The 24,266-nt window shown below is 61.5% G+C and carries 11 protein-coding genes; 5 read left to right on the top strand and 6 right to left on the bottom strand.

The genetic code is table 11. The features are described from left to right. Positions 1–6: 6 nt before the first annotated feature. The 5 genes from D8U73_RS07250 to D8U73_RS07230 are packed head-to-tail and all read right to left on the bottom strand — an operon-like array spanning position 7 to position 6,288. Positions 7–804, bottom strand: coding sequence for an enoyl-CoA hydratase-related protein (locus tag D8U73_RS07250; RefSeq protein ID WP_056856351.1), 798 nt, complete (start codon positions 802–804; stop codon positions 7–9). Next, on the bottom strand, positions 801–1,958 hold the full coding sequence (gene atuD, locus D8U73_RS07245) for a citronellyl-CoA dehydrogenase (RefSeq protein ID WP_130904077.1): 1,158 nt from the start codon (positions 1,956–1,958) through the stop codon (positions 801–803). Before atuD ends, D8U73_RS07250 begins: the two co-directional genes overlap by 4 nt. Positions 1,959–1,983: 25 nt before the next feature. After that, complete coding sequence (gene atuC, locus D8U73_RS07240; protein WP_130904076.1) at positions 1,984–3,600, bottom strand: geranyl-CoA carboxylase subunit beta; 1,617 nt, start codon at positions 3,598–3,600, stop codon at positions 1,984–1,986. Between the two features lie 3 nt (positions 3,601–3,603). Further along, complete coding sequence (locus D8U73_RS07235; protein ID WP_130904075.1) at positions 3,604–4,473, bottom strand: SDR family oxidoreductase; 870 nt, start codon at positions 4,471–4,473, stop codon at positions 3,604–3,606. A gap of 12 nt (positions 4,474–4,485) precedes the next feature. Continuing rightward, on the bottom strand, positions 4,486–6,288 hold the full coding sequence (locus tag D8U73_RS07230; RefSeq protein WP_130904074.1) for an acyclic terpene utilization AtuA family protein: 1,803 nt from the start codon (positions 6,286–6,288) through the stop codon (positions 4,486–4,488). A 163-nt stretch (positions 6,289–6,451) separates the two neighbouring features. Here D8U73_RS07230 and D8U73_RS07225 point away from each other — a divergent pair, with 163 nt between their 5' ends. The 3 genes from D8U73_RS07225 to D8U73_RS07215 all read left to right on the top strand — a co-directional run bounded on the left by D8U73_RS07225 (position 6,452) and on the right by D8U73_RS07215 (position 9,094). Then, the gene (locus tag D8U73_RS07225; RefSeq protein WP_130904073.1) at positions 6,452–7,075 is read left to right on the top strand and encodes a TetR/AcrR family transcriptional regulator; all 624 of its coding nucleotides are present in this window, start codon (positions 6,452–6,454) and stop codon (positions 7,073–7,075) included. Positions 7,076–7,169: 94 nt separating this feature from the next. Then, a complete protein-coding gene (locus tag D8U73_RS07220) occupies positions 7,170–7,976 on the top strand; it encodes a transporter substrate-binding domain-containing protein (protein ID WP_177435517.1) in 807 nt (268 codons plus the stop codon). A 101-nt stretch (positions 7,977–8,077) separates the two neighbouring features. Further along, on the top strand, positions 8,078–9,094 hold the full coding sequence (locus D8U73_RS07215) for a GNAT family N-acetyltransferase (protein ID WP_056856345.1): 1,017 nt from the start codon (positions 8,078–8,080) through the stop codon (positions 9,092–9,094). Between the two features lie 154 nt (positions 9,095–9,248). On the opposite strand, the gene D8U73_RS07210 is transcribed toward D8U73_RS07215, so the two are convergent. Continuing rightward, positions 9,249–9,797 (bottom strand): RNA polymerase factor sigma-70, encoded by a 549-nt coding sequence (locus D8U73_RS07210; protein WP_056856344.1) that lies wholly within the window; start codon positions 9,795–9,797, stop codon positions 9,249–9,251. Positions 9,798–10,181: 384 nt separating this feature from the next. On the opposite strand from D8U73_RS07210, the gene D8U73_RS07205 reads away from it, so the two are divergent. Together D8U73_RS07205 and D8U73_RS07200 are read left to right on the top strand one after the other, a co-directional pair. After that, a complete protein-coding gene (locus D8U73_RS07205) occupies positions 10,182–23,180 on the top strand; it encodes a non-ribosomal peptide synthetase (RefSeq protein WP_130904071.1) in 12,999 nt (4,332 codons plus the stop codon). A gap of 205 nt (positions 23,181–23,385) precedes the next feature. After that, positions 23,386–24,198, top strand: a complete 813-nt coding sequence (locus tag D8U73_RS07200) for an alpha/beta fold hydrolase (protein ID WP_130904070.1) — start codon at positions 23,386–23,388, stop codon at positions 24,196–24,198. Positions 24,199–24,266: the final 68 nt, after the last annotated feature.

Raw genomic sequence — 24,266 nt, 5'->3', positions numbered from 1 at the left:
TGCTTTTCAGGAGGCCCACCCCGGTTTGCGTTTTTGCACAAAGGCCATGGTTCCCTCGACACCCTCGGCCCCGGTCACCGCTTCGCTGAACCACTCGGCGGCTTGGTCGAGCAGCGCGTCCGAAGGTTGTCCGGCACTGGCCAGCAACAGTTTTTTGGTTGCAGCATTGGCTTGCGGTGCGCAGCAAAGTACATGCGCCAGCACCTCATCGAGACGCTCGGCCAAGGCTTGCGGATCGTGCTCGACAAAGTGCACCAGGCCCATCCGCCGCGCTTGGGTGCCATCGAAGCGCGCCGCCGTCAGTGCCAGGCGCCGGGCCTGGGTCAGGCCGATGCGCTGGACCACGAACGGTGCGATTTGCGCCGGCAGCAGGCCAAGGCTGGTTTCTGGCAGGCCAAATTGCGCTGAATGCTCGGTAATGGCGATGTCGCTGACACAGGCCAGCCCAAAACCACCGCCAAGCACAGCGCCTTGCAATACGCAAATGACCACTTGCGGTGCGTGTTGCACTTCTTGCAGCAGCGCACCGAACACCCGGTTCAAATCGCGGTGCGCGCTGCTACCCTGGGTACGGGCGTTGGCCATGTCCTTGATGTCGCCACCGGCACAGAAGTGGCCGCCGGCACCGCCGATGACCAATGCACGAACTGTGCGGTCGTCATGAATCGCCGCCAGCACCGCGCGCAGTTCGGCAACCATCTGCAAGCTCATGGCATTGCGGCTTTGCGGGCGGTTGAGGGTGACGTGCAGCACGCCGTTGTGCAGTTCCAGCAGCAGCGTCTGGCAATCGGGCAGGGTGCTCATTTCTTTTTCCCCGGCAGGATGCCCATGAGTTTGCAGATGATGCCCAGCATGATTTCGTCGGCACCGCCGCCAATCGACACCAGGCGCACATCGCGATAAGCGCGGGCCACCGGGTTGTCCCACATGAAACCCATGCCACCCCAGTATTGCAGGCAACTGTCGCTGACCTCGCGGCCCAGCCGACCGGCCTTGAGTTTGGCCATCGACGCCAGACGCGTGACGTCCTGGCCTTTGATGTACTGTTCGGTGGCCTGATAGACCAACGCACGCAGGCATTCGATTTCGGTTTGCAGTTCAGCCAGGCGGAAGTGAATGACCTGGTTGTCGATCAACGCATTGCCGAAAGTCTTGCGCTCCTTGCAGTACTCGATGGTGCTGTCGACGCAGTACTCCAGGCCTTTGATCATGTTGGCCGCGCCGAACAGGCGTTCCTCCTGGAACTGCAGCATCTGCATCATGAACCCCGCGCCTTCATGGCCGATGCGGTTGCGCTGCGGCACGCGCACGTTGTCGAAAAACACTTGGGCGGTTTCCGAACTGCGCATGCCGAGTTTGTCCAGGTGCGAGCTCAGGCTGATACCTGGCGTGTTCATCGGCACCATGATCAGCGACTTGTTGATGTGCGGTTTGTCGTCCGAAGTGTTGGCCAACAAACAGATGAAATCGGCGCTTGGCGAGTTGGTGATCCACATCTTGCTGCCGTTGATCACGTAGTCGTCGCCGTCCTTGCGCGCGGTGGTTTTCAACCCGGCCACATCGGAACCGGCACCGACTTCGGAGACGCCAATGCAACCGACCTGCTCGCCGCTGATGGCCGGGCGCAGGAACTGGTCTCGCAGTTCATCGGAGCCGAAGCGGGCGAGGGCCGGGGTGCACATGTCGGTCTGCACGCCGATGGACATCGGAATGCCGCCGCAATGAATGGTGCCGAACTCTTCGGCAGCGACAATCGAATAGCTGTAGTCCAGGCCCATGCCGCCGAATTTTTCCGGTTTGGAAATGCCCAGCAGACCGAGGTCGCCCGCCTTGCGAAATATCTCATGGATCGGAAAACGCCCGGCTTTTTCCCATTCCTCGACATGGGGGTTGATCTCGTGTTCGACGAATTGGCGAACGGTGCGGCGCAGTGCTTCGTGTTCCTGGGTGAAGATCATTTTTATTGTTCTCCTCTGATCGCCCTTAGAAGCGGGCTACACCAAAACTGTTGGCTTGCAGCGGCCGCACCCGGGCCTCCTGACAGATATCCAGCAAGTAACCGAGCAGGGTCCGGGTATCGCGCGGGTCGATCAAACCGTCGTCCCACAGGTTGGCACTGCCGTAGAGCGCCGTTGCCTGGCTGTCGAGTTTCTGCGCCGTGACCTGCTCGAGCATGTCGAGCATTTTCGGATCAGGTACCACCCCGTCCTTGGCCTGTTTGGCCTCGGTGACGATGCGCAGCACTTTGCCCGCCTGCGCGCCGCCCATCACCGCGGTACGGCTGTTGGGCCAGGCGAAGATGAAGCGCGGGTCCAGGCCGCGCCCGCACATCGCATAGTTGCCGGCGCCGTAGGAACCGCCGACCACGATGGTCAGCTTGGGCACACGGGCATTGGCCACTGCCTGAATCATCTTGGCGCCATGCTTGATCACACCTTGCTGCTCCGATTCGGTGCCGACCATGAACCCGGTGGTGTTATGAAAGAACAGCAAGGGGGTCTGGCTCTGGTCGCAGAGCTGGATGAACTGCGCCGCCTTGCTTGCACCCTTGGGTGTGATCGGGCCGTTGTTACCAATGAAACCGCAGGCGCGGCCCTGGATTTTCAGCTGTCCGCAGACGGTCTGCTGATCGTATTCGGCCTTGAACTCGAGGAAGTTCGAGCCGTCGGCGATGCGGGCGATGATCTCGCGCACGTCGTAAGGTTTCTTCGGGTCATCCGGGATCAGTCCCAGCAGTTCGTCGATCGGGTAGAGCGGCTCTTCCCAGCGGAGTTCGGGTGACCATTGCAGTTGTTCGTTCCACGGCAGCATGGCGACAATTTCGCGCACCTGACGCACGCCATCGGCATCGTTTTCTGCCAGGTATTCTGCGGTGCCGGCCGTTTGTGCATGCATCTCGGCGCCACCCAGCTCTTCGTCTGTGGCGATTTCCCCGGTCGCCGCTTTCAGCAGCGGAGGCCCGGCAAGGAACAGTTTGGCCTTGCCGCGCACCACCACCACGTAGTCCGACAATCCAGGCTGATAAGCGCCGCCCGCCGTGGCAGAGCCATGCACCACGGTGATCTGCGGCAGGCCCATGGCCGACATCCGCGCCTGGTTGGCGAAGCTGCGCGCACCTTCGACGAAAATCTCTGCCGCGTAGTTGAGATTGGCGCCGCCGCTTTCGGCCAGGGTGATCACCGGCAGTTTGTTTTCCATGGCGATCTGTTGCAGGCGCAGGGATTTTTTCAAGCCGCTGGGGGAAATGGTCCCGCCCTTGATGGCGCTGTTGTTCGCCACCACCAGCACCCGCACACCGGACACATAACCAATGCCGGCGATCAAGCCGCCGCCGGCCGAACTGCCGTCCTTGTCATCGTGCAGTTTATAGCCGGCCAGGCTTGCCAGTTCGAGGAACGGCGCACCGGGGTCGAGGAGCAGATTGAGGCGTTCTCGGGGTAACAGTTGACCGCGCTTGTCGAATTTGGCTTTGGCTTCGGCCGCCTTGTCCAGCAGGTTCTGTTCGAGGGTTTGGACCTGTTCGACCGCGCTGAGCATCGCCGCACGGTTTTGCGCGAACTGTTCGCTGTCGGGATCGAGTTGCGACTGGATCACCGGCATGGGTTATCCCTTGTCCTTGAGGACGTCGGGAAGGTAGGCGCGGTGGAAGCCGTTATAGGATTCGCTGTTCGTCGCCTTGTGAATCGGCCATGCCCGTCCGCCAAGGCTGGCGGCACCGTCGATGCGTAAGGTGCTGCCGCTGATGAAGGCTGCGGCAGGGCTGAGCAGGAAAACAATCGCCGCGCTGACTTCCGATTCAGTGCCGATACGCTTGAGCGGCACGTGTTCGCGCAAAGTCGGGATCACTGCCTTGAACGCACCTTCGTAGGTGTCCATGCCACTGGAAGCAATCCAGCCTGGCGCCACGGCATTGACCCGCACCCCGGCGTATCCCCACTCGAATGCGGCTGTCTTGGTCAGGTTGTCCATACCCGACCGCGCCGCCCCCGAATGCCCCATGCCCGGCATGCCGCCCCACATGTCAGCGAGCATGTTGACGATCGCCCCGCCGTGTTTGCTCATGGATTGGTTGAACACTTCACGGGCCATCAGGAAACCGCCCACCAGATTGGTGCGCATCACCGTCTCGAAACCTTTCTGATTGATCGAGGCCAGTGGCGACGGGTACTGCCCTCCGGCATTGTTGACCAGGCCGTGAATCGGCCCGTGTTTACGGATCAGTTCGCTGACCAGATGCGTCACTGCTTCTTCTTCGCGAATGTCGCAGGTGCTCCAGTCGGCCTTGCCGCCGTCGTCGCTAATCTCGCTGGCGACCGCTTTGAGTTTGTCCGCCTTGCGCCCCACCAGCAGCACATGCGCGCCGAGGGCCGCCAGTTCGTGGGCGGTGCAGCGACCAATGCCACTGCCGCCGCCGGTGACGATGATGTTTTGGCCGGCAAACAGATCGGCTTTGAAAATCGAATCGTAGGCCATGGCGGTTGTCCTCTAGTTGACCTGGTCGGCGATGCGCTGCGGCACCGGAATCTGGATCTCCAGCAGTTGCTGGGCGAAGGCCTTGCCTTGCGGATCGATGCGCAGGCTGGCGACGCCACCGCCACCGAGGGCGTTTTCCAGCAGGAAGTTCAGGCTGTGAGTGGCCGGCAAATACCAGCGCTCGACGCGACCCAGTACCGGGTCGAGAACATGGCTCATCCAGTCGACAATGACCTCCGGCGTCAGCGCCTCGGCGATCCACGGCAGGTACTCGGGATCGCGGGCCATGACGCCGATGTTGCTGTGATTACCCTTGTCGCCGGAGCGCGCCACCGCGAGTTTGACCAGCGCCACGCTGGCGTCGGCCAGACCAGTGGGTTTCGGTGGGTCGAGCACTGTGGGCAGTTCGGCGCTGTCGAGCGCATCGAGGGCGGGCAGGACACACGGGTGGCGCTGGCCCATGAAATCAATTTCCAGTGTGCAGACGCTTTTGTCGATCAGGAACGAGAACAGTCGGATCAGCGGATAGACCGTGGGCCGGCCGCCGACGATGCCGGTCAGCCCGGGCGCCATGCCGGTGGCGGCCTGGGCGATTTCCCTGGAGAACACGATCAACGCCTGTTTGTCCGGATGGCGCACCGCGAGTTTGATCACCACTTCGCGGCTGTCTGAGCGCTGGCCATGGGGACCGTAGGTCGCCTCGCTGCCGAGCAGTTCGACGTTCACCTCACTGAAGGGACGCCAGCCGCGTTGAGTGAATATTTCCGAGGTCTTGTTGATGATGGCTTCACTGACGCGCCGGGCCTTGTCCACCGCATCGATACCTGCGATCAGGCAACTGGCGGTACATCGGAAACCATCCGGATACGTGGCGCTGACCTTGTACTGATCGGTAGGCGGCAAGCCTTTCGCACCGTGCACCTGCACGGCGTTCTTGCCCTGCTGGTGCAATTTGACCTGAGTGAAGTCGCAGACCACATCCGGCAGCAGATACGCGCGCGGATCGCCGATTTCATAGAGCATCTGCTCGCCCACTGTCAGCGGCGTGACCAGACCACCGGAACCTTCCGGTTTGCTGACGACAAACTGGCCGTCGGCGCTGACTTCGACGATGGGGAAACCGATGTGCTCGTAATCGGGCACATCGCGCCAGTCGGTGAAGTTGCCGCCCGTGCACTGGGCGCCGCATTCGATGATGTGCCCGGCCAGTGCGGCCTGGGCCAGCTTGTCGTAATCGTGCCACGACCAGCCGAACTCATGCACCAGCGCGGCACTGACCACCGCGCTGTCGACCACGCGCCCGGTGATCACGATGTCCGCTCCCAGGCGCAGGGCTTCGACGATGCCCGGTGCGCCGAGGTAGGCGTTGGTCGACACGCACATCGGTGGCAATGGCGCTCCGCTGAACATTTCATGGATGCCCAGGGTGTTCAATCGTTTGAGTTGCGGTTGCAGGTCATCGCCCAGCAGCACGGCGATCTTCAATGAAACGCCGGCCTTGTCGCAGGCTGCTTGCAGGGCGGCGGCACAGGCTTGCGGGTTGATCCCGCCGGCATTGCTGATGACCCGGATATTTTGCTCGGCAAGTTGTGGGAGCAGGGGGCTGAGAACCTCGATGAAATCGCCCGCGTAACCGCTCAAGGGGTCTTTCATGCGTGCGCCGGCCATGATCGACAGGGTGATCTCGGCCAAGTAGTCGAAAACCAGATAGTCCAGACGTCCGCCATTCACCAGTTGCGCGGCCGCGGTCGAGGTATCGCCCCAGAATGCGCTGGCGCAGCCAATGCGAATCGTTTTTGGCGCAGTCAATTCCATAACCACCTCCAACAGAGTGCATCGAGACTACCAAGCAAGCGCTTGGTTTGTAAATCACGAAAAATATCTTCTGCCCGAGCGCTTGCTTGGTTCTGGCCGTCAGCTTAAATTGCCCGCGCAACCCCGCTGTTTTAGCGGTGATCACGACTGTAGGAGAGATCGGGTGGATGAGCAAAGAGCCCTTGGAGTCATGCGCGAATTGGTCGACAACGGCCAGTTGACCGATCCGGACAGTGCCCGTGGCAAGTTGCTGCAAGTGGCGGCTCACCTGTTTCGCAATAAAGGTTACGAGCGCACCACCGTGCGCGATCTGGCCGGTGCGGTAGGCATTCAGTCGGGCAGCATTTTTCATCACTTCAAAAGCAAGGATGACATCCTGCGCGCGGTGATGGAGGAGACCATTCGTTACAACACCGCGTTGATGCGTGCCGCCATTGCCGAGGCCGGCAATGTGCGCGAGCGCGTACTGGCGCTGATCCGTTGTGAATTGCAGTCGATCATGGGCGGCAGTGGCGAGGCCATGGCGGTATTGGTCTATGAATGGCGGTCGCTGTCTGAGGAGGGGCAGGCCAAGGTGTTGGCATTGCGCGACATCTATGAAGACATCTGGTTGCAGGTATTGGGTGAAGCCAAAAGCGCCGGTTTTATCCGGGGTGATGTGTTCATCACACGACGTTTTCTGACCGGGGCGCTGTCCTGGACAACCACCTGGTTTCGCGCCGGTGGCAGCATGAGCCTGGATCAACTGGCCGACGAAGCACTGATTCTGGTACTTGAGGAAAAATGATTTGCTTTGTAGGTTGGCGGGAAACTGGCTAACTGGGCGAAACCGCCTAGCTTGAATGCATTGATGCAGTACTTTTGGGGAGTGGCTTGTCTTGATGTCTTCGCCAATTCGGACAGCTTCGCGGCTTTTGCTGACGGTGCTTGTGGCGTTATGGATGCTGCCGTCCCAGGCCGCGCAATTGGTGCGAATCGGTGCCGCGCATTTTCCTCCGTACACCGTGCGCCCCGAGTCCGGCGCCGATACCGGCTTGCTGCCGCAACTGGTCGAGGCCTTGAACGCCCTGCAGAGTGACTATCAGTTCGTCCTGGTTCCCACTTCCATTCCTCGGCGCTTTGGTGACTTCAAGCAAGGGCGGATCGACATGGCGATCTTCGAAAACCCCGCCTGGGGCTGGAAAGACATTCCCCATACCGATGTCGACATGGGCCTGGAAGACGCGGAGATTTTCGTCGCACAACGTCAGCCCGAGGGGCGTGCGATTCGCCAGCAAGACTATTTTGCAGACCTGACCGGCAAGCGCCTGGCACTGTTCAGTGGTTACCACTACGAATTCGCCGATTTCAATGCCGAGCCCCAGTACCTCGCCAAGAACCACAACGCCACGTTGACTTATTCCCATGACAGCAACCTATTGATGGTCTTGCGCGGGCGGGCCGACATCGCGCTGGTCACACGTTCCTATCTCAACGACTATTTTTTGCGCAATCTGAATGTGGCCAATGAGTTGCTGGTGTCCGATCGCATCGATCAGATCTATCACCATTACGCCATCCTGCGCCCGGCAGCGCCCATCAGTGGCGAAGCGTTCGGCAAGTTGCTGCAAGGGCTGCGGGACAATGGCCAGATGCTGAAGATTTTCGATCCGTACAAGATTGCGGTGGTGCCCGTTTCCGGTAACTGAGCGCGTTGCTTGAGATCAACCCTTGAGCGACTTCTCTTAAATTTTCCGCCGCGGCTGACGTCACATGGTTGAACTGTCGACCATTAGCGTGAGCCCGACCCATGTCCAATCAGAATGACCTGACCGCCCTGGTTTTACCTTCGGGCAGTCGACTTGTAGCCGATGAAACCGAAAACCGCCTGAGCCTCAGCCTTGACGGCCAACCGCTGGTCCAGCTGCGCCTGACTCGCGATCCTGAGCTGCAGCTGCAGCTGCAGCGGGAGGAAGGCTGCGGCCAACCGGATGTAGCGGCTCTGTGGGCGGCCTGTTATTGGCTGTTCGCCCGGGATCCGGCCTGCCAGCGCCTGACCTGGCATCTCGATGAAGCCCCGGCCGAGGCATTGCTCAGTGGTTTGCTGGTCACCACGGACACGGCCAATCAATACCGTTGTGAGCGCACGCTGTTCTGGCAGTTGCCACAGCCGTGGCGGGTGCAATTGACCAACAGCTATCCCCAGCAAATGGTCATCAGTGGCGGCAAGCGTCACCCTTTGCGGCCGGGCAAGCCACGAGGCGAGGTTTACCGACGATTCGATGTGCGCCTGGGCATGTGGATTTCCCTGCGCACCGTGGACATCGATGTCGATCTGGCGCGTTTCAATCGGTGGCAGAACAGCGCGCGAGTGGCGAGTTTTTGGCAGGAGGAGGGCAGCCTCGAACAGCATCGCGAGTACCTGAGCAAACTCCAGGCCGACCCCCACACCCTGACGCTGATCGGTTGTTTCGACGATCAACCGTTTGCCTATTACGAAGCCTATTGGGCCAAGGAAGATCGCATCGCACCGTTCTACGATGCCAACGATTATGACCGTGGCATCCACATGCTGGTGGGCGAGGAGAATCACCGTGGCCCGCACAAGGTGGCGAGCTGGTTATCGGCGTTGGTGCATTACCTGTTTCTTGATGATCCGCGTACGCAGCGAGTGGTCGCCGAGCCCCGGGCCGACAACGCCAGGATGATCGGCTACATGCAGGATCAGCGGTTTTACCGCGAGAAAGAGTTCGACTTCCCGCACAAGCGTGCCGCGTTGATGGTGTTGGGGCGTGAGCGGTTTTTCGAGCGGTGTGGGTTGGTGTGAAGGGGAGGGCTCAAGGCTTGTTCTGATCTTGAGTCCGTCATCGCTAGCAGGCTAGCTCCCACAATGGAACTTTGGTGTACATGGTTTTCGTGAACACCAGAGATCAATGTAGGAGCTAGCTTGCTAGCGATTGGGGTGACGCAAATTTCAGATCTTAACGACGAGCAAAGGTATCCGCCCGACTGCCCGAGACCTTGCGGCAGTGCACCAGTGCATCGCGAATCATGAAGTTCACCAGGGTTGGCGAGACGCCGAGTTCCTTGGCGATGTCTTTCTGTGGCACGCCGTGCAAGCGATACATCTCGAAAGCGTAGCGGGTGCGGCTCGGCAGCTCTGTCAGTGCGTCGGCGATGTTTTCCAGGGTCGAGAAATTGATGTGCGACGTTTCCGGCGAAGCTCCCTGGATCACCACGTTCAGACCTTCCTCTTCAGGCCCGGAATACTTTTGCTCCAGCGCCTGTTTACGGTAGTGATCAATCGCCAGGTTGCGCACGATCTGGAACAGATAGCTGAGCTGGGCCTTGAACGACGACGTGATCTGCGGTGCGGATTGCAGCCGGAAAAACGCGTCCTGCACCACGTCTTCAGCGCGTGATCGGCAGCCGGTGATGCGGGCTGCAATCTTGACCAGAATCAGTCGATTGTCGACGAATGCCTGAAGTAGCGGCGAGTCGCACCTGCTTGTGGAGACTTGTTCCGTCATGGAAATCACCCTGCTGCCAAAAGGTTAGTGGGACGGCAAGAAGTCCGTGGCCGCCCTACACATCGAGCGACAAATTATGTTGAATGATAATGATTGTCAATTGAGAAAGAGAACTAATGCTCCTCAAAGGTGCAGAGTGCGAACTGCGACACGCTGACGCACGCTTGCCGCCTCCCGGCCTGGTTGGCGCTAACGCCTGCCGACTAATTATTTCCAGATGTCATCCGTCCTCATTGGTGAATGGCTCCGGGCAGTTGCCCTGGCACAACCGTATGCCCAATGCCTTGCGCGGTCGGCAAAGACCGCGCCCTGCGCGCCCTTGAATGGGGCGTGACGACAGAAAAACCGATTCCATTTGCAAGCCGAATTCAGGCAGGAAAGCTCATGACCGACGCGTTCGAACTCCCCAGCACACTGGCCCACGCCCTTCAGCGCCGCGCGGCCCTGACGCCGGACCGTGTGGCCTTGCGTTTTCTCGCCGAAACCCGGGATCAGGCTGTGGTGCTCAGTTATCGCGAGCTGGATCAACGGGCGCGAATCATTGCCGGTGCGTTACAGGCCGAGGCGGATTTTGGCGACCGTGCGGTGTTGCTGTTTCCCAGTGGCCCGGATTACGTCGCGGCGTTTTTCGGTTGCCTGTATGCCGGCGTGATTGCAGTGCCGGCTTATCCGCCAGAGTCTGCCAAGCGTCATCATCAGGAGCGTTTGCTGTCGATCATCAGCGACGCCGAGCCGCGCCTGTTGCTGACCAGTGCCGACCTGTGTGATGCGTTGCTGCAAATCGAAGGCGCGCCGCCGTTGCTGTGTGTCGATACCCTTGACAGCGCCATGGCCGAGCGTTGGCAGGCACCGGGTCTGCAAGACGCTCACATCGCATTCCTGCAATACACCTCCGGCTCCACCGCGCTGCCCAAAGGCGTGCAAGTCAGCCACGGCAATCTGGTAGCCAATGAGTTGCTGATCCGCCACGGTTTCGGGATCGACCTCAACCCCGATGACGTGATCGTCAGCTGGCTGCCGCTGTACCACGACATGGGGTTGATCGGCGGCCTGCTGCAACCGATTTTCAGCGGCGTAGAATGCGTGCTGATGTCGCCGGCGTACTTCCTCGGCCGGCCGCTACGCTGGCTCGAAGCGATCAGTGAATATGGCGGCACCATCAGCGGCGGGCCGGACTTTGCCTATCGCCTGTGCAGCGAGCGAGTCAGTGATTCGGCGCTGGAGCGCCTCGACCTGAGCCGTTGGCGCGTGGCGTATTCCGGTTCCGAACCGATCCGCCTCGACACTCTGGAGCACTTTGCCGAAAAGTTTGCCGGCTGCGGTTTCACGGCGGACAACTTCATGGCTTCTTATGGTCTGGCTGAAGCCACGCTGTTCGTCGCCGGTACGCCGCGCGGCCATGGCATCGGCAACCTGCGCGTGGACGATCAGGCCCTGACGCAGAACCGCGCCGAGCCGGGCGAGGGCAGTGCGATCATGAGCTGCGGCATCGCTCAGCCGGATCACGCGGTGTTGATTGTCGATCCAGCGTCGCACACTGAACTGGCCGACAATGCCGTCGGCGAAGTCTGGGCCGCCGGCCCGAGTATCGCCCACGGATACTGGCGCAACCCCGAAGCCTCGGCCAAGACGTTCGTCCAGCACGCCGGTCGCACCTGGCTGCGCACCGGTGACCTGGGTTTCATGCGCGGCGGTGAGCTGTTCATCACCGGCCGCCTGAAAGACATGCTGATCGTGCGCGGTCACAATCTTTATCCGCAGGACATCGAACAGACCGTCGAGCGTGAAGTGGGGGTCGTACGCAAAGGGCGCGTTGCTGCGTTCGCCGTCAGTGTGGACGGACAGGAAGGCATCGGCATCGCCGCGGAAATCAGTCGCAGCGTGCAAAAAATCCTCCCGCCCGAAGCGCTGATCAAAGCGATTCGCCAGGCTGTTGCCGAGGCCTGTCAGCAAGCACCCAGCGTGGTAGTGCTGCTCAATCCGGGCGCACTGCCCAAGACTTCCAGCGGCAAATTGCAGCGCTCGGCGTGCCGCAATCGCCTGGCGGATGGCAGCCTCGACAGCTATGCCGTGTTCCCGTCAGCCACGACCGAAAGCGCAGGCAATCCCGAATCGGGCTCTGAGCTGCAAAGCCTGATAGGCCGGATCTGGTGCGAACAATTACAGGTCGAGCAAGTGAGCGCCGACGATCACTTCTTCCTGCTCGGTGGCAACTCCATTGCGGCCACTCAGGTGGTGGCGCGTCTGCGCGAGGAACTGGGGCTGGAGTTGAACCTGCGCCAGCTGTTCGAAGCACCGACCCTCGGCGCATTTGCCGCTGCGCTGGCTCGCCAGCAACAGGACGGTGGCCTTGCCCAAAGCACAATCACTGTGCTGTCGCGCCATCAACCGATGCCGCAATCCCTGGCGCAAAACCGTCTGTGGATCACCTGGCAACTCGACCCCGTGAGCTGCGCCTACAACATTCCCGGCGCCCTGCGCCTGCGTGGCGAGTTGAATCAAGACGCCTTGTGCGCCAGTTTCCAGCAGTTGATCGAACGCCATGAATCCCTGCGTACACGCTTCTTCGAGCGCGACGGCGTGGCACTGCAACAAGTCATTGCGGCCGGTGAGTTCAATCTGCAACTGATCGACATCAGCGATCTGCCCCTGGCCGAACGTGAAACCCGTGCGCAGCAAATCCGCGAAGACGAAGCGCGGACTCAGTTCGATCTGGAGAAAGGTCCATTGTTCTGGGTGACGCTGGTGCGCCTTGACGACGAAGATCATCAGCTGTTGCTGACGATGCATCACATCATCGCCGACGGTTGGTCGCTGAACGTGTTGATCGACGAGTTCGCACGGTTGTACGCAGCGGCCTGTCAGGGGCAGCAAGCAACGCTCGCGCCGTTGCCAGCCCAATACGCCGACTTCGGCAACTGGCAGCGGCAATGGCTGGCGCAAGGCGAGGGCGAGCGTCAATTGGCCTACTGGAAAGAGCAGTTGGGCGATGAACATCCCACCCTGAACCTGGCCACCGACCATCCGCGCTCGGCCCAACAACTGCACAGCGCCACCCGCCACACCGTGCGTTTGGACGTCGCCCTGAGCGACGCGATTCGCCAGACCGCGCAGGCCCATGAATCGACCACCTTCATGCTGTTGCTGGCCGCGCTGCAAAGCCTGTTGCATCGCTACAGCGGCCAGCGTGATATCCGCATCGGCGTACCGAACGCCAACCGCCCGCGCCTGGAAACCCAGGGCCTGATCGGTTTCTTCATCAACACCCAGGTACTGCGCGCCGAACTGGATTCGCGGATGCCCTTCACCGAACTGCTGGCGCAAACCCGGCACGCGGCAATGGGTGCGCAAGCGCATCAGGACTTGCCGTTCGAACAACTGCTCGAAGCCTTCCCGCAGGCCCGTGAACAAGGCTTGTTCCAGGTCATGTTCAACCACCAGCAGCGCGACCTCAGCGCCTTGAAGCGCCTCCCGGGGTTGCTCGCTGAAGAGTTGCCGTGGCATAGCCGCCAAGCCAAGTTCGATCTGCAATTGCACAGTGAGGAAGATCGTAACGGCCGCTTGAGCCTGTCGTTCGATTACGCCAGCGAGCTGTTCGACGGGACGACCATCGAACGGCTGTCCGAGCATTTCAATCACCTGTTGCGCGCCATCTGTGCTCAACCGCAAACCGCCATCGGCGACCTGCAACTGCTGACCGTTACGGAACACGAGCAGCAGGCCGACTGGTCCGTTGCACCGTGCACGCCCGCCAGCCAATGGCTGCCGGAACTGCTCAACGAACAGGCACGCCAGACTCCGGAACGCACCGCGCTGCTGTGGGACGGCGGTCAAATGGACTTCGCTGAACTGCACACCCAGGCCAATCGCCTGGCCCATTACCTGCGTGACAAAGGCGTGGGGCCGGATGTCTGCGTGGCCATCGCCTGCGAGCGTTCGCCGCAACTTCTGATCGGCCTGCTGGCGATCATCAAGGCTGGCGGCGCCTATGTGCCGCTGGACCCGGATTACCCCGCCGAACGCCTGGCCTACATGCTCGGCGACAGCGGCGTGCAATTGCTGCTGACGCAGACTCAATTGTTGGAGCACTTGCCGGCGCCTGACGGCGTCAGCGTGATCGCCATGGATGCCCTGCATCTGGAGCGCTGGCCGAGCCACGCGCCGGGTTTGCACCTGCACGGCGACAACCTCGCGTACGTGATTTACACCTCTGGCTCCACTGGCCAGCCCAAAGGTGTCGGCAACACCCACGCGGCGCTCGCCGAACGCCTGCAATGGATGCAGAACACCTATCGCCTGAACGACAGCGACGTGCTGATGCAAAAGGCGCCGATCAGTTTCGACGTGTCGGTGTGGGAGTGCTTCTGGCCGCTGATCAGCGGCGCGCGCCTGCTGATAGCCAGCCCTGGCGAACACCGCGACCCGCACCGTATCGCGCAGCTTGTGCAGACGTACGGCGTGACCACGCTGCACTTCGTGCCGCCGCTGCTTTCACTGTTCATCGATGAACCGCTCAGCGCGCAATGTACCTGCCTGCGACGCGTATTCTCCGGCGGCGAAGCCTTGCCAGCGGAGCTGCGCAACCGCGTGCTGGCGCAACTGCCAGCCGTACAGTTGCACAACCGCTACGGTCCGACCGAAACCGCGATCAACGTCACCCATTGGCAGTGCTCCAGCGCCGATGACGAACGCTCGCCGATTGGCCGGCCATTGGCCAACGTGATTTGCCGCGTACTCGACAGCGAACTCAACCCTGTTCCGGCCGGCGTGCCGGGTGAGTTGTGCATCAGTGGCATTGGTTTGGCGCGAGGCTATCTGGGCCGTCCTGGCTTGACCGCTGAGCGCTTTGTCGTCGATCCATTGGGCGAGCAGGGCGCCCGTCTGTATCGCACCGGTGATCGTGCACGCTGGACTGGCGACGGCGTGATCGAATACCTCGGTCGCCTCGATCAGCAGCTCAAGTTGCGCGGCTTCCGCGTCGAACCGCAAGAAATCGAAGCGCGACTGCTTGCCCAGGATGGCGTGGCTCAAACTGTCGTGTTGGTGCGCGAAACTTCGGCCGGCGGACAACTGATCGCTTACTACACCACGACGGATCCCACCGAAGCCATCGATGCGCAAACCGCCCGCCTGAAAAATGCCTTGGCGGCTGAGCTGCCCGAATACATGGTTCCAGCGCAACTGATGCGCCTGACTGAAATGCCCCTCGGCCCGAGCGGCAAACTCGACCGACGCGCTCTGCCGGAACCGCAGTGGCAGGTTCGCGAACACGTCGAACCCGTGACTGAACTGGAGCAACAGCTCGCCGGCATCTGGCGCGAAGTGCTGGGTCTGGCGCAAGTCGGCCTGCGCGACGACTTCTTCGCCCTCGGCGGCCACTCGCTGCTGGCCACGCAAATCATTGCCCGCACCCGTCAGGCCTGCGACATCGAGTTGCCGTTGCGTGCGCTGTTCGAGAACAGCGAACTGGGCGCATTTGCCGAGCAGGTGCGCCTGATCCAGGCCAGTGGCAGCACCAACAAACAGCCACCCATCGAGACAGTCGACCGCAGCCAACCGGTGCCGCTGTCCTATTCCCAGCAGCGCATGTGGTTCCTCTGGCAGATGGAGCCGGACAGTCCGGCCTACAACGTCGGCGGCATGGCAAGGCTGCGCGGGGTGCTGGATGTCGGGCGCTTCGAAGCGGCCTTGCAAGCGCTGATCCTGCGCCACGAAACCTTGCGCACGACATTCCCGAGCGTCGATGGCGTGCCGCATCAGCAGGTGCATGTCGAGACGGGCGTGCGCATGGACTGCAAGGATTTCACTGCGCTGGAGGCCGAGGCGCGCGAGTGGCAAGTCCAGCAACTGGCCGATGCGCAAGCGCACAAGCCGTTCGATCTGGAAAGCGGACCGCTGCTGCGCGCCTGCCTGGTCAAGACTGCCGAGCAGGAGCACTACTTCGTACTGACCTTGCACCACATCGTCACCGAAGGTTGGGCGATGGACATTTTTGCCCGCGAATTGAGCGCGCTTTACGAAGCGTTCGTCGATGACCACGAATCGCCGCTGGCGCCGTTGCCGGTGCAATACCTCGACTACAGCGTGTGGCAGCGGCAGTGGCTGGAGTCCGGTGAACGTCAGCGCCAGCTCGATTACTGGACCGCGCAACTGGGTCGTGAACATCCGCTGCTGGAATTGCCCGCCGACCGTCCGCGTCCACCGGTGCAAAGCCATCAAGGTGAGTTGTACCGTTTCGACCTGAGCGACGACCTCGCGGCCCGGGTCCGCGCCTTCAATGCGCAAAACGGTCTGACCCTGTTCATGACCATGACTGCCGCCCTGGCCACGCTGTTGTACCGCTACAGCGGCCAGACCGATTTGCGCATCGGCGCGCCGGTGGCCAACCGGATTCGTCCGGAAAGCGAAGGACTGATTGGCGCGTTCCTCAACACCCAGGTGCTGCGTTGCCAGCTCGACGGGCAGATGTCCGTGGGCGAGTTGTTCGAGCAGGTTCGCCACACGGTCATCGAAGGCCAGTCCCATCAGGACTTGCCGTTCGATCATCTGGTGGAAGCCTTGCAACCGCCGCGAAGCGCCGCCTATAACCCCCTGTTCCAAGTGATGTGCAACGTGCAGCGCTGGGAATTCCAGCAGAGTCGTCGCCTGGCCGGCATGACCGTCGAGTACCTGGCCAACGACGCCCGGGCGACCAAGTTCGACCTCAACCTGGAAGTCACTGACCTCGACCATCGCCTGGGTTGCTGCCTGACCTACAGCACTGATTTGTTCGACGAACCGCGGATTGCGCGCATGGCCGGGCATTGGCGCAACCTGCTCGAAGCGTTGATTGCCGATCCGCAACAGCGCCTCAGTGAACTGCCGCTGCTGGAGGCGGCGGAACAAACCAGGCTGCTCGATAGCCTTGGCGTCGAACCGGGCGAACATCGTCTAGACCAGTGCATCCATCAGCTGTTCAGCGCGCAGGCGTGTGCCCGCCGCAATGCCCCGGCACTGACCTTCGCCGGGCAAACCTTGAGCTATGCCGAACTCGACAGCCGATCCAATCGCCTGGCGTGGATGCTGCGCGAGCGCGGCGTCGGGCCGCAGGTGCGCGTGGGCCTGGCATTGGCGCGTTCGCTGGAGATGGTCGTCGGCCTGCTGGCGATCCTCAAGGCCGGTGGCGCCTATGTGCCGCTGGACCCGGAATACCCGCTCGATCGATTGCATTACATGATCGAAGACAGCGGCGTCGGCCTGCTCTTGAGCGATGCGGCAATGTTCAAAGCCTTGGGCGAATTGCCGTCGACGGTCGGCCGCTGGTGCGTGGAAGAAGATGCGGCAAGCCTGGCTGATTATCCCGTTACCGAGTTGCCGTTTATCAGCCTGGCGCAACATCAGGCGTACCTGATCTACACCTCGGGCTCCACCGGCAAACCGAAAGGCGTGGTGGTGTCCCACGGTGAAATCGCCATGCACTGTCGTGCAGTGATCGAGCGCTTTGCCATGCGCCCCGACGATTGTGAACTGCATTTCTATTCGATCAACTTCGACGCTGCGACCGAGCGTTTGCTGGTGCCGTTGTTGAGTGGCGCGCAAGTGGTTCTGCGGGCGCAGGGCCAATGGGATGCCGAAGAAATCTGCGCGTTGATCCGCACCCATCGCATCAATGTCCTCGGTTTCACCCCGAGCTACGGCAGCCAGTTGGCGCAGTGGCTGGCGACCCGCAACGAGACGCTGCCGGTGCGCATGATCATCACTGGCGGTGAAGCCCTGACCGGTGAGCACCTGGCGCGCATTCGCGCAGCGTTCAAACCGAGCGCGTTCTTCAATGCCTACGGCCCGACGGAAACCGTGGTCATGCCGCTGGCCAGTCTGGCCCCGCAGGTGTTGGAAGAAGGTCTGGGCAGCGTGCCGATCGGCAGCGTCATCGGTGATCGCGTGGCGTACATCCTCGACGCCGATCTGGCATTGGTGCCGCAAGGCGCGACTGGTGAGTTGTACGTTGGTGGCGCGGGCCTGGCCCAGGGTTATCACCAGCGCCCGGGCATGACCGCTGAACGCTTTGTGGCTGACCCGTTCGCCGACAACGGCGGGCGCATTTATCGCACCGGCGATCTGGTGCGCCAGCGCGCGGATGGTTTGGTGGAGTACCTGGGACGGATTGACCATCAGGTAAAAATTCGTGGTTTCCGCATCGAACTGGGTGAAATCGAAACCCGCCTGCTGGAACATCCGTCGGTCCGTGAAGCCGTGGTGTTGGCGCTGGATGCACCGAGTGGCAAGCAACTGGTCGGCTATCTGGTGAGCGAAGTCGCAGAGCTTGGCGAAGCGCAACAGGCCGAACTGCGCGAAGCGCTCAAGGCGCATCTCAAGTCGCAACTGCCGGATTACATGGTGCCCACGCACCTGATTCTGCTGGCCAGCATGCCGCTGACCGCCAACGGCAAACTTGACCGCCGTGCGCTGCCGGCGCCGGACCCGGAGCTGAACCGTCAGCAGTACGTGGCGCCGGGCAACGAACTGGAAGTCACGCTGGCGCAGATCTGGTGTGAAGTGCTGAACGTCGAACAGGTCGGCCTCAACGACAACTTCTTCGAACTGGGCGGCGACTCGATCCTGTCGATCCAGGTGGTCAGCCGCGCGCGGCAGCAGGGCATTCATTTCAGCCCGCGTGATCTGTTCCAGCATCAGACTGTGCAGACCCTCGCCGCCGTGGCGACCCGCACCGAGCAGGTCACCGCCGAACAAGGCTTGCTCAGCGGCGAGTCGCGCCTGACGCCGATCCAGCACTGGTTCTTCGACACCGATATTCCACAGCGCCAACACTGGAACCAGGCGTTGCTGCTGCAACCGACCGCACCGCTGGAACCCCATCGCCTGGAGCAGGCGTTGCTGGCAGTGATCGAGCAACACGATGCCCTGCGCCTGCGCTTCAGCAAGGTGGCTGGCCAGTGGCATGCTGAACATCAGGCGATGGCCGATACGCCGGTGCTGTGGCAGGTGCGCGTTGCCTCCATGGACAAATGCGCCGCGCTGTTCGCCGACGCCCAGCGCAGCCTCGACCTCGAAGAAGGACCGCTGATGCGCGTGCTGCTGGTCGATGGTCCCGAGGGCCAGCAACGGCTGTTCATCGCGATTCACCACTTGGTGGTCGATGGTGTTTCCTGGCGTGTGCTGCTCGACGATCTGCAAACCGTTTACCGCCAACTCGACGCGCAGCAGTCGCTGAAACTGCCGGCCAAAACCAGTGCGTTCAAGGACTGGGCCGCACGCTTGCAGGCCTATGCCGGCAGCGAATCCCTGCGCGAAGAGCTGGGCTGGTGGCAGGCGCAACTGGCGGGGCCGAGCGCCGATTTGCCGTGTGATCGTCCCGAGGGTGGTCGGCAAAATCGTCACGCGCAAACCGTCAGCGTGCGCCTCGACAGCGAACGCACCCGGCAACTGCTGCAACAGGCGCCGAGCGCTTATCGCACCCAGGTCAACGACCTGCTGCTGACCGCATTGGCCCGTGTGCTGTGCCGTTGGAGCGGTCACGCCTCGGCGTTGATTCAACTGGAAGGCCATGGCCGCGAAACGCTGTTCGACGAGATTGACCTGACTCGCACTGTCGGCTGGTTCACCAGCGCTTATCCGCTGCGCCTGACCCCGTTGAACATTGAAGAGGCTGCAGGGCAGGGCGCTTCGATCAAGGCGATCAAGGAGCAACTGCGCGCCGTGCCGCACAAAGGCCTGGGTTATGGCGTGCTGCGATATCTCGCCGACGACCAGAGTCGCCGCAGCATGGCCGCGTTGCCAGTGGCGCCGGTCACCTTCAACTACCTGGGGCAGTTCGACCAGAGCTTTGGTGTCGATGCGCTGTTCCATCCACTGGATGAAACCATCGGCGCGGCCCACGATGCCAATGCACCGTTGCCAAACGAGTTGAGCGTCGACGGTCAGGTCTACGGTGGGGAACTGGTATTGCGCTGGACCTTCAGCGCCGATCGCCACGATCCACAGACCATCGGCGATCTGGCGGACGCCTACCTTGGCGAATTGCGAAGCCTGATCGAGCATTGCCTGCGTGATGACGTCGGCGGCCTGACGCCGTCGGACTTCCCGCTGGCCCGGCTCAACCAGACGCAACTGGATGCGCTACCGGTTCCGGCGGCGGTGATCGAGGATGTCTACCCACTGACCCCGATGCAGGAAGGCATGCTGCTGCACACCTTGCTGGAACCGGGTACCGGCCTGTACTACATGCAGGATCGCTATCGCATCAACAGCGAACTTGATCCGCAGCGTTTCACCCAGGCCTGGCAAGCGGTCATCGCTCGTCACGAAGCCTTGCGCGCGTCGTTCTGCTGGAACGTCGGCGAAGACATGTTGCAGGTTATCCACAAACCGGGCACTACGCCGATCGAATACCTCGACTGGAGCGCTATCTCTGAGGCCGAGCAGGAACCGAAGCTGCAGACATTGCTCAAGACCGAGCGTGAGGCCGGCTTCGATCTGCTCAACCAGGCACCGTTCCACTTGCGCCTGATTCGTGTAGGGGCGGCGCGCTACTGGTTCATGATGAGCAACCATCACATCCTCATCGATGCCTGGTGCCGCTCGCTGTTGATGAACGATTTCTTCGAAATCTACAGTGCCTTCGGCGAGGGCCGGGATGCGCAACTGGCGGTGCCGCCGCGTTACCGCGATTACATCGGCTGGCTGCAACGCCAGAGCCTGGCCGAAGCGCGGCAGTGGTGGAAAACCAACCTGCAAGGCTTTGAACGCACGACGCCGATCCCGAGCGACCGGCCGTTTTTGCGCGAGCATGCCGGCGACAGCGGCGGCATGCTCGTCGGCGACCGCTACACAAAACTCGACGCCCGTGACGGTGCACGATTGCGTGAACTGGCGCAGGCCCATCAACTGACCATCAACACGTTTGCCCAGGCAGCGTGGGCTTTGGTGCTGCGGCGCTTGAGCGGTGATCGTGACGTGTTGTTCGGTGTCACGGTGGCCGGGCGACCGGTGCAGATGCCAGAGATGCAACGCACTGTCGGCCTGTTCATCAACAGCATCGCGCTGCGGGTAAAAATGCCTCAGGACGATCGGCGTTGCAGCGTGCGCCAATGGCTCAGCGACTTGCTCGACAGCAACATGCAACTGCGCGAGTACGAATACCTGCCGTTGGTGAATATCCAGGAACAAAGCGAATTGCCCAAGGGCCAGCCGCTGTTCGACAGCCTGTTCGTGTTCGAAAACGCTCCGGTGGAAACCTCGGTGCTGGACCGTGCGCAGAGCCTCAACGCCACTTCCGATTCGGGTCGCACCCACACCAACTTCCCGCTCACGGCGGTGTGCTATCCGGGTGACGACCTGGGCTTGCACCTGTCCTATGACCAGCGCTACTTCGATGAAAACACCGTCGAGCGCATGCTCGGTGAGTTCAAGCGATTGTTGCTGGCGTTGGTCGAAGGCTTCCACGGTGACATGGCCGATCTGCCGTTGCTGGGAGCCGAGGAGCAGGCGTTTCTGATCCACGCCTGCAACCAGAGCGAGCACCATTACCCGCTGGAGCAAAGCTATGTCGCTTTGTTCGAAGCGCAAGTGGCCGCGCATCCGCAGCGGATCGCCGCCAGTTGCCTGAATGAGCAGCACAGTTACGCCGAGTTGAATCAGCGCGCCAACCGGCTCGGTCATGCGCTGATAGCGTCCGGTGTCGGGCTGGATCAACCGGTGGCCTTGCTGGCCGAGCGCAACCTCGATCTGCTGGGCATGATCATCGGTAGCTTCAAGGCCGGGGCGGGTTATCTGCCGCTGGACCCGGGGCTGCCGAGCCAGCGCCTGAGCCGCATCATCGATCTGAGCCGTACGCCATTGCTGGTGTGCACGCAGGCCTGTCGCGAGCAAGCGCTTGGGCTGCTGGAAGAATTCAGCTGTGCCAATCGGCCTCGATTGCTGGTCTGGGAACAGGTGCAGGCGAGCGATGTTGCGTTGGGCAATCCGGGTATCTACAGCGCCCCGGACAACCTGGCCTACGTGATCTACACCTCCGGTTCCACCGGTTTGCCCAAGGGGGTGATGGTCGAACAGCGCGGCATGCTCAACAACCAGTTGAGCAAGGTGCCGTATCTGGACCTGAGCGAGTCCGACGTGATCGCGCAGACGGCTTCGCAAAGCTTCGACATTTCAGTCTGGCAGTTTCTCGCTGCGCCGTTGTTCGGTGCTCGGGTGGACATCGTGCCGAACAGCATCGCCCACGATCCGCAAGGCTTGCTGGCCCACGTGCAGGCCCAGGGCATCACTGTTCTGGAAAGCGTGCCATCGCTGATCCAGGGCATGCTCGCCCAGGAGCGGATGAGCCTCGATGGCTTGCGCTGGATGCTGCCGACCGGTGAGGCGATGCCGCCTGAACTGGCGCATCAATGGTTGCAGCGTTACCCGGCCATCGGCCTGGTGAATGCCTACGGCCCGGCGGAGTGCTCGGATGACGTGGCGTTTTTCCGCGTCGACACGGCCTCCACCCGCGGCAGCTATTTGCCGATCGGTACGCCGACCGACAACAACCGCTTGTACCTGCTCGACGGCGCACTGGAACTGGTACCGCTGGGCGCGGTGGGCGAGTTGTGCGTCGCTGGCATCGGCGTCGGACGCGGTTACGTCAGCGATTCGTTGCGCACCGCGCAGGTGTTCGTGCCCAACCCGTTTGGCGCACCGGGCGAGCGTTTATATCGCACCGGCGACCTGGCTCGGCGTCGCAGCGACGGCGTGCTGGAATACGTCGGGCGCATCGATCACCAGGTGAAAATTCGCGGTTACCGCATCGAGTTGGGTGAAATCGAAGCACGCCTGCATGAACAGCCGCAAGTGCGCGACGCGGCGGTCGGTGTGCAGGAAGGTGTGAACGGCAAGCATCTGGTCGGCTATCTGGTGCCTGCCGATTCAACGCTCAATCGAGCTGAATGCCTGGAGCGCATCAAGCAGCGCCTGCGCGCCGAACTGCCGGAATACATGGTGCCGCTGCACTGGCTGTGGCTGGACAAAATGCCGCTCAACGCCAACGGCAAACTGGACCGCAAGGCGCTGCCGGTGCTGGAAATCGGTCAGTTGCAAAGCCAGGATTACCAGGCGCCGCGCAATGAGCTTGAGCAGACCCTGGCCGCTATCTGGGCCGAGGTATTGAAGGTGGAGAAGGTCGGTGTGCGCGACAATTTCTTCGAGTTGGGCGGGCATTCGCTGCTGGCCACCCAGATCGCCTCGCGGGTGCAGAAAACCCTGCAAAGGGATGTACCGTTGCGGGCGATGTTCGAATGCAGCACGGTGGAAGAACTGGCCGGTTACATCGACGGGCTGGCGGCCAGTGAGATCACCGAGGACAAGGTGGATCGGCTGAATGATCTGATGGCGCAGCTGGAGGGGCTTTGATTCTTTAGTGCCTGGGCTGACGCCATCGCTGGCAAGCCAGCTCCCACAGTGATTGATGTCGTGCACAAAATCCATGTTCGACTCAGAACCCTGTGGGAGCTGGCTTGCCAGCGATGGCGTCAGCAGGAATACATACATTGGTGCGATTGACTGCAACCTGCCAGCCGCGCAGTCTTGCTGTTCCATTTTTACTGGCGCAGACACGATGCCTTTCGTAACCATTGACGGCCAACCCCTCCACTACATCGATCAAGGCTCTGGCCCGGCAGTCCTGCTGGCCGGCAGTTATCTGTGGGACCAGACCATGTGGGCACCGCAGATCGCGGCGCTATCACAACAGTATCGAGTCATCGCGCTGGACCTGTGGGGCCACGGTGAATCGGGGGCGCTGCCTGCTGGCACTGCATCGCTGGACGATGTGGCGCGCCAGGCCTTGGCGCTGCTGGATCATCTGAATATCGCTCGTGTGACCCTGATCGGCCTGTCGGTCGGCGGCATGTGGGGCGTACGCCTGGCGTTGTCGGCACCGCAGCGGCTCAATGGCCTGGTGTTGATGGACACCTATGTCGGTGTCGAGCCGGAACCGACCCGCCAGTACTATTTTTCGTTGTTCGACATGATCGAACAAAGCGGCGTGATTGCACCGCAGTTGCTGGACATCGTAGTACCGATTTTCTTCCGTCCGGGCATCGATCCGCAGTCGGCGTTGTATCAGGCGTTCCGCGCCAAACTCGCCGCATTGCCAGCGCAACGTCTGCGTGAAAGCATCGTACCGATGGGCCGGATTACGTTCGCGCGTGATGATCTGTTGCCGCGTCTGGGCGAACTGGACGCGGCGAGTACGCTTGTATTGTGTGGCGATCAGGACAAGCCGCGTCCACCAAGCGAAGCGCAGGAAATGGCCGAGCTGATCGGTTGTCCCTGTGTGCTGGTGCCGGAGGCGGGGCATATTTCCAATCTGGAGAATCCGCAGTTTGTCACTGAGGCGTTGCTCGAGTTTTTGGCTCAAAGAAATTAGTTGGTTTGAGATCGTTCCCACGCTCTGCGTTTGAGATCGTTCCCACGCTCTGCGTGGGAATGCCTCTT

Source organism: Pseudomonas sp. Sample_22 (assembly GCF_004307635.1).
Classification (GTDB): domain Bacteria; phylum Pseudomonadota; class Gammaproteobacteria; order Pseudomonadales; family Pseudomonadaceae; genus Aquipseudomonas.
The sequence above is the reverse complement of the archived record's forward strand: the minus strand, read 5'-3'. Positions and strand labels throughout refer to the sequence as shown.

Coding starts and splice junctions, on each gene's coding strand:
- D8U73_RS07200 (WP_130904070.1), top strand. CDS start 23,386: ATGCCTTTCGTAACCATTGACGGCCAACCCCTCCACTACATCGATCAA.
- D8U73_RS07205 (WP_130904071.1), top strand. CDS start 10,182: ATGACCGACGCGTTCGAACTCCCCAGCACACTGGCCCACGCCCTTCAG.
- D8U73_RS07230 (WP_130904074.1), bottom strand. CDS start 6,288: ATGGAATTGACTGCGCCAAAAACGATTCGCATTGGCTGCGCCAGCGCA.
- D8U73_RS07235 (WP_130904075.1), bottom strand. CDS start 4,473: ATGGCCTACGATTCGATTTTCAAAGCCGATCTGTTTGCCGGCCAAAAC.
- D8U73_RS07220 (WP_177435517.1), top strand. CDS start 7,170: ATGTCTTCGCCAATTCGGACAGCTTCGCGGCTTTTGCTGACGGTGCTT.
- D8U73_RS07215 (WP_056856345.1), top strand. CDS start 8,078: ATGTCCAATCAGAATGACCTGACCGCCCTGGTTTTACCTTCGGGCAGT.
- atuD (WP_130904077.1), bottom strand. CDS start 1,958: ATGATCTTCACCCAGGAACACGAAGCACTGCGCCGCACCGTTCGCCAA.
- atuC (WP_130904076.1), bottom strand. CDS start 3,600: ATGCCGGTGATCCAGTCGCAACTCGATCCCGACAGCGAACAGTTCGCG.
- D8U73_RS07250 (WP_056856351.1), bottom strand. CDS start 804: ATGAGCACCCTGCCCGATTGCCAGACGCTGCTGCTGGAACTGCACAAC.
- D8U73_RS07210 (WP_056856344.1), bottom strand. CDS start 9,797: ATGACGGAACAAGTCTCCACAAGCAGGTGCGACTCGCCGCTACTTCAG.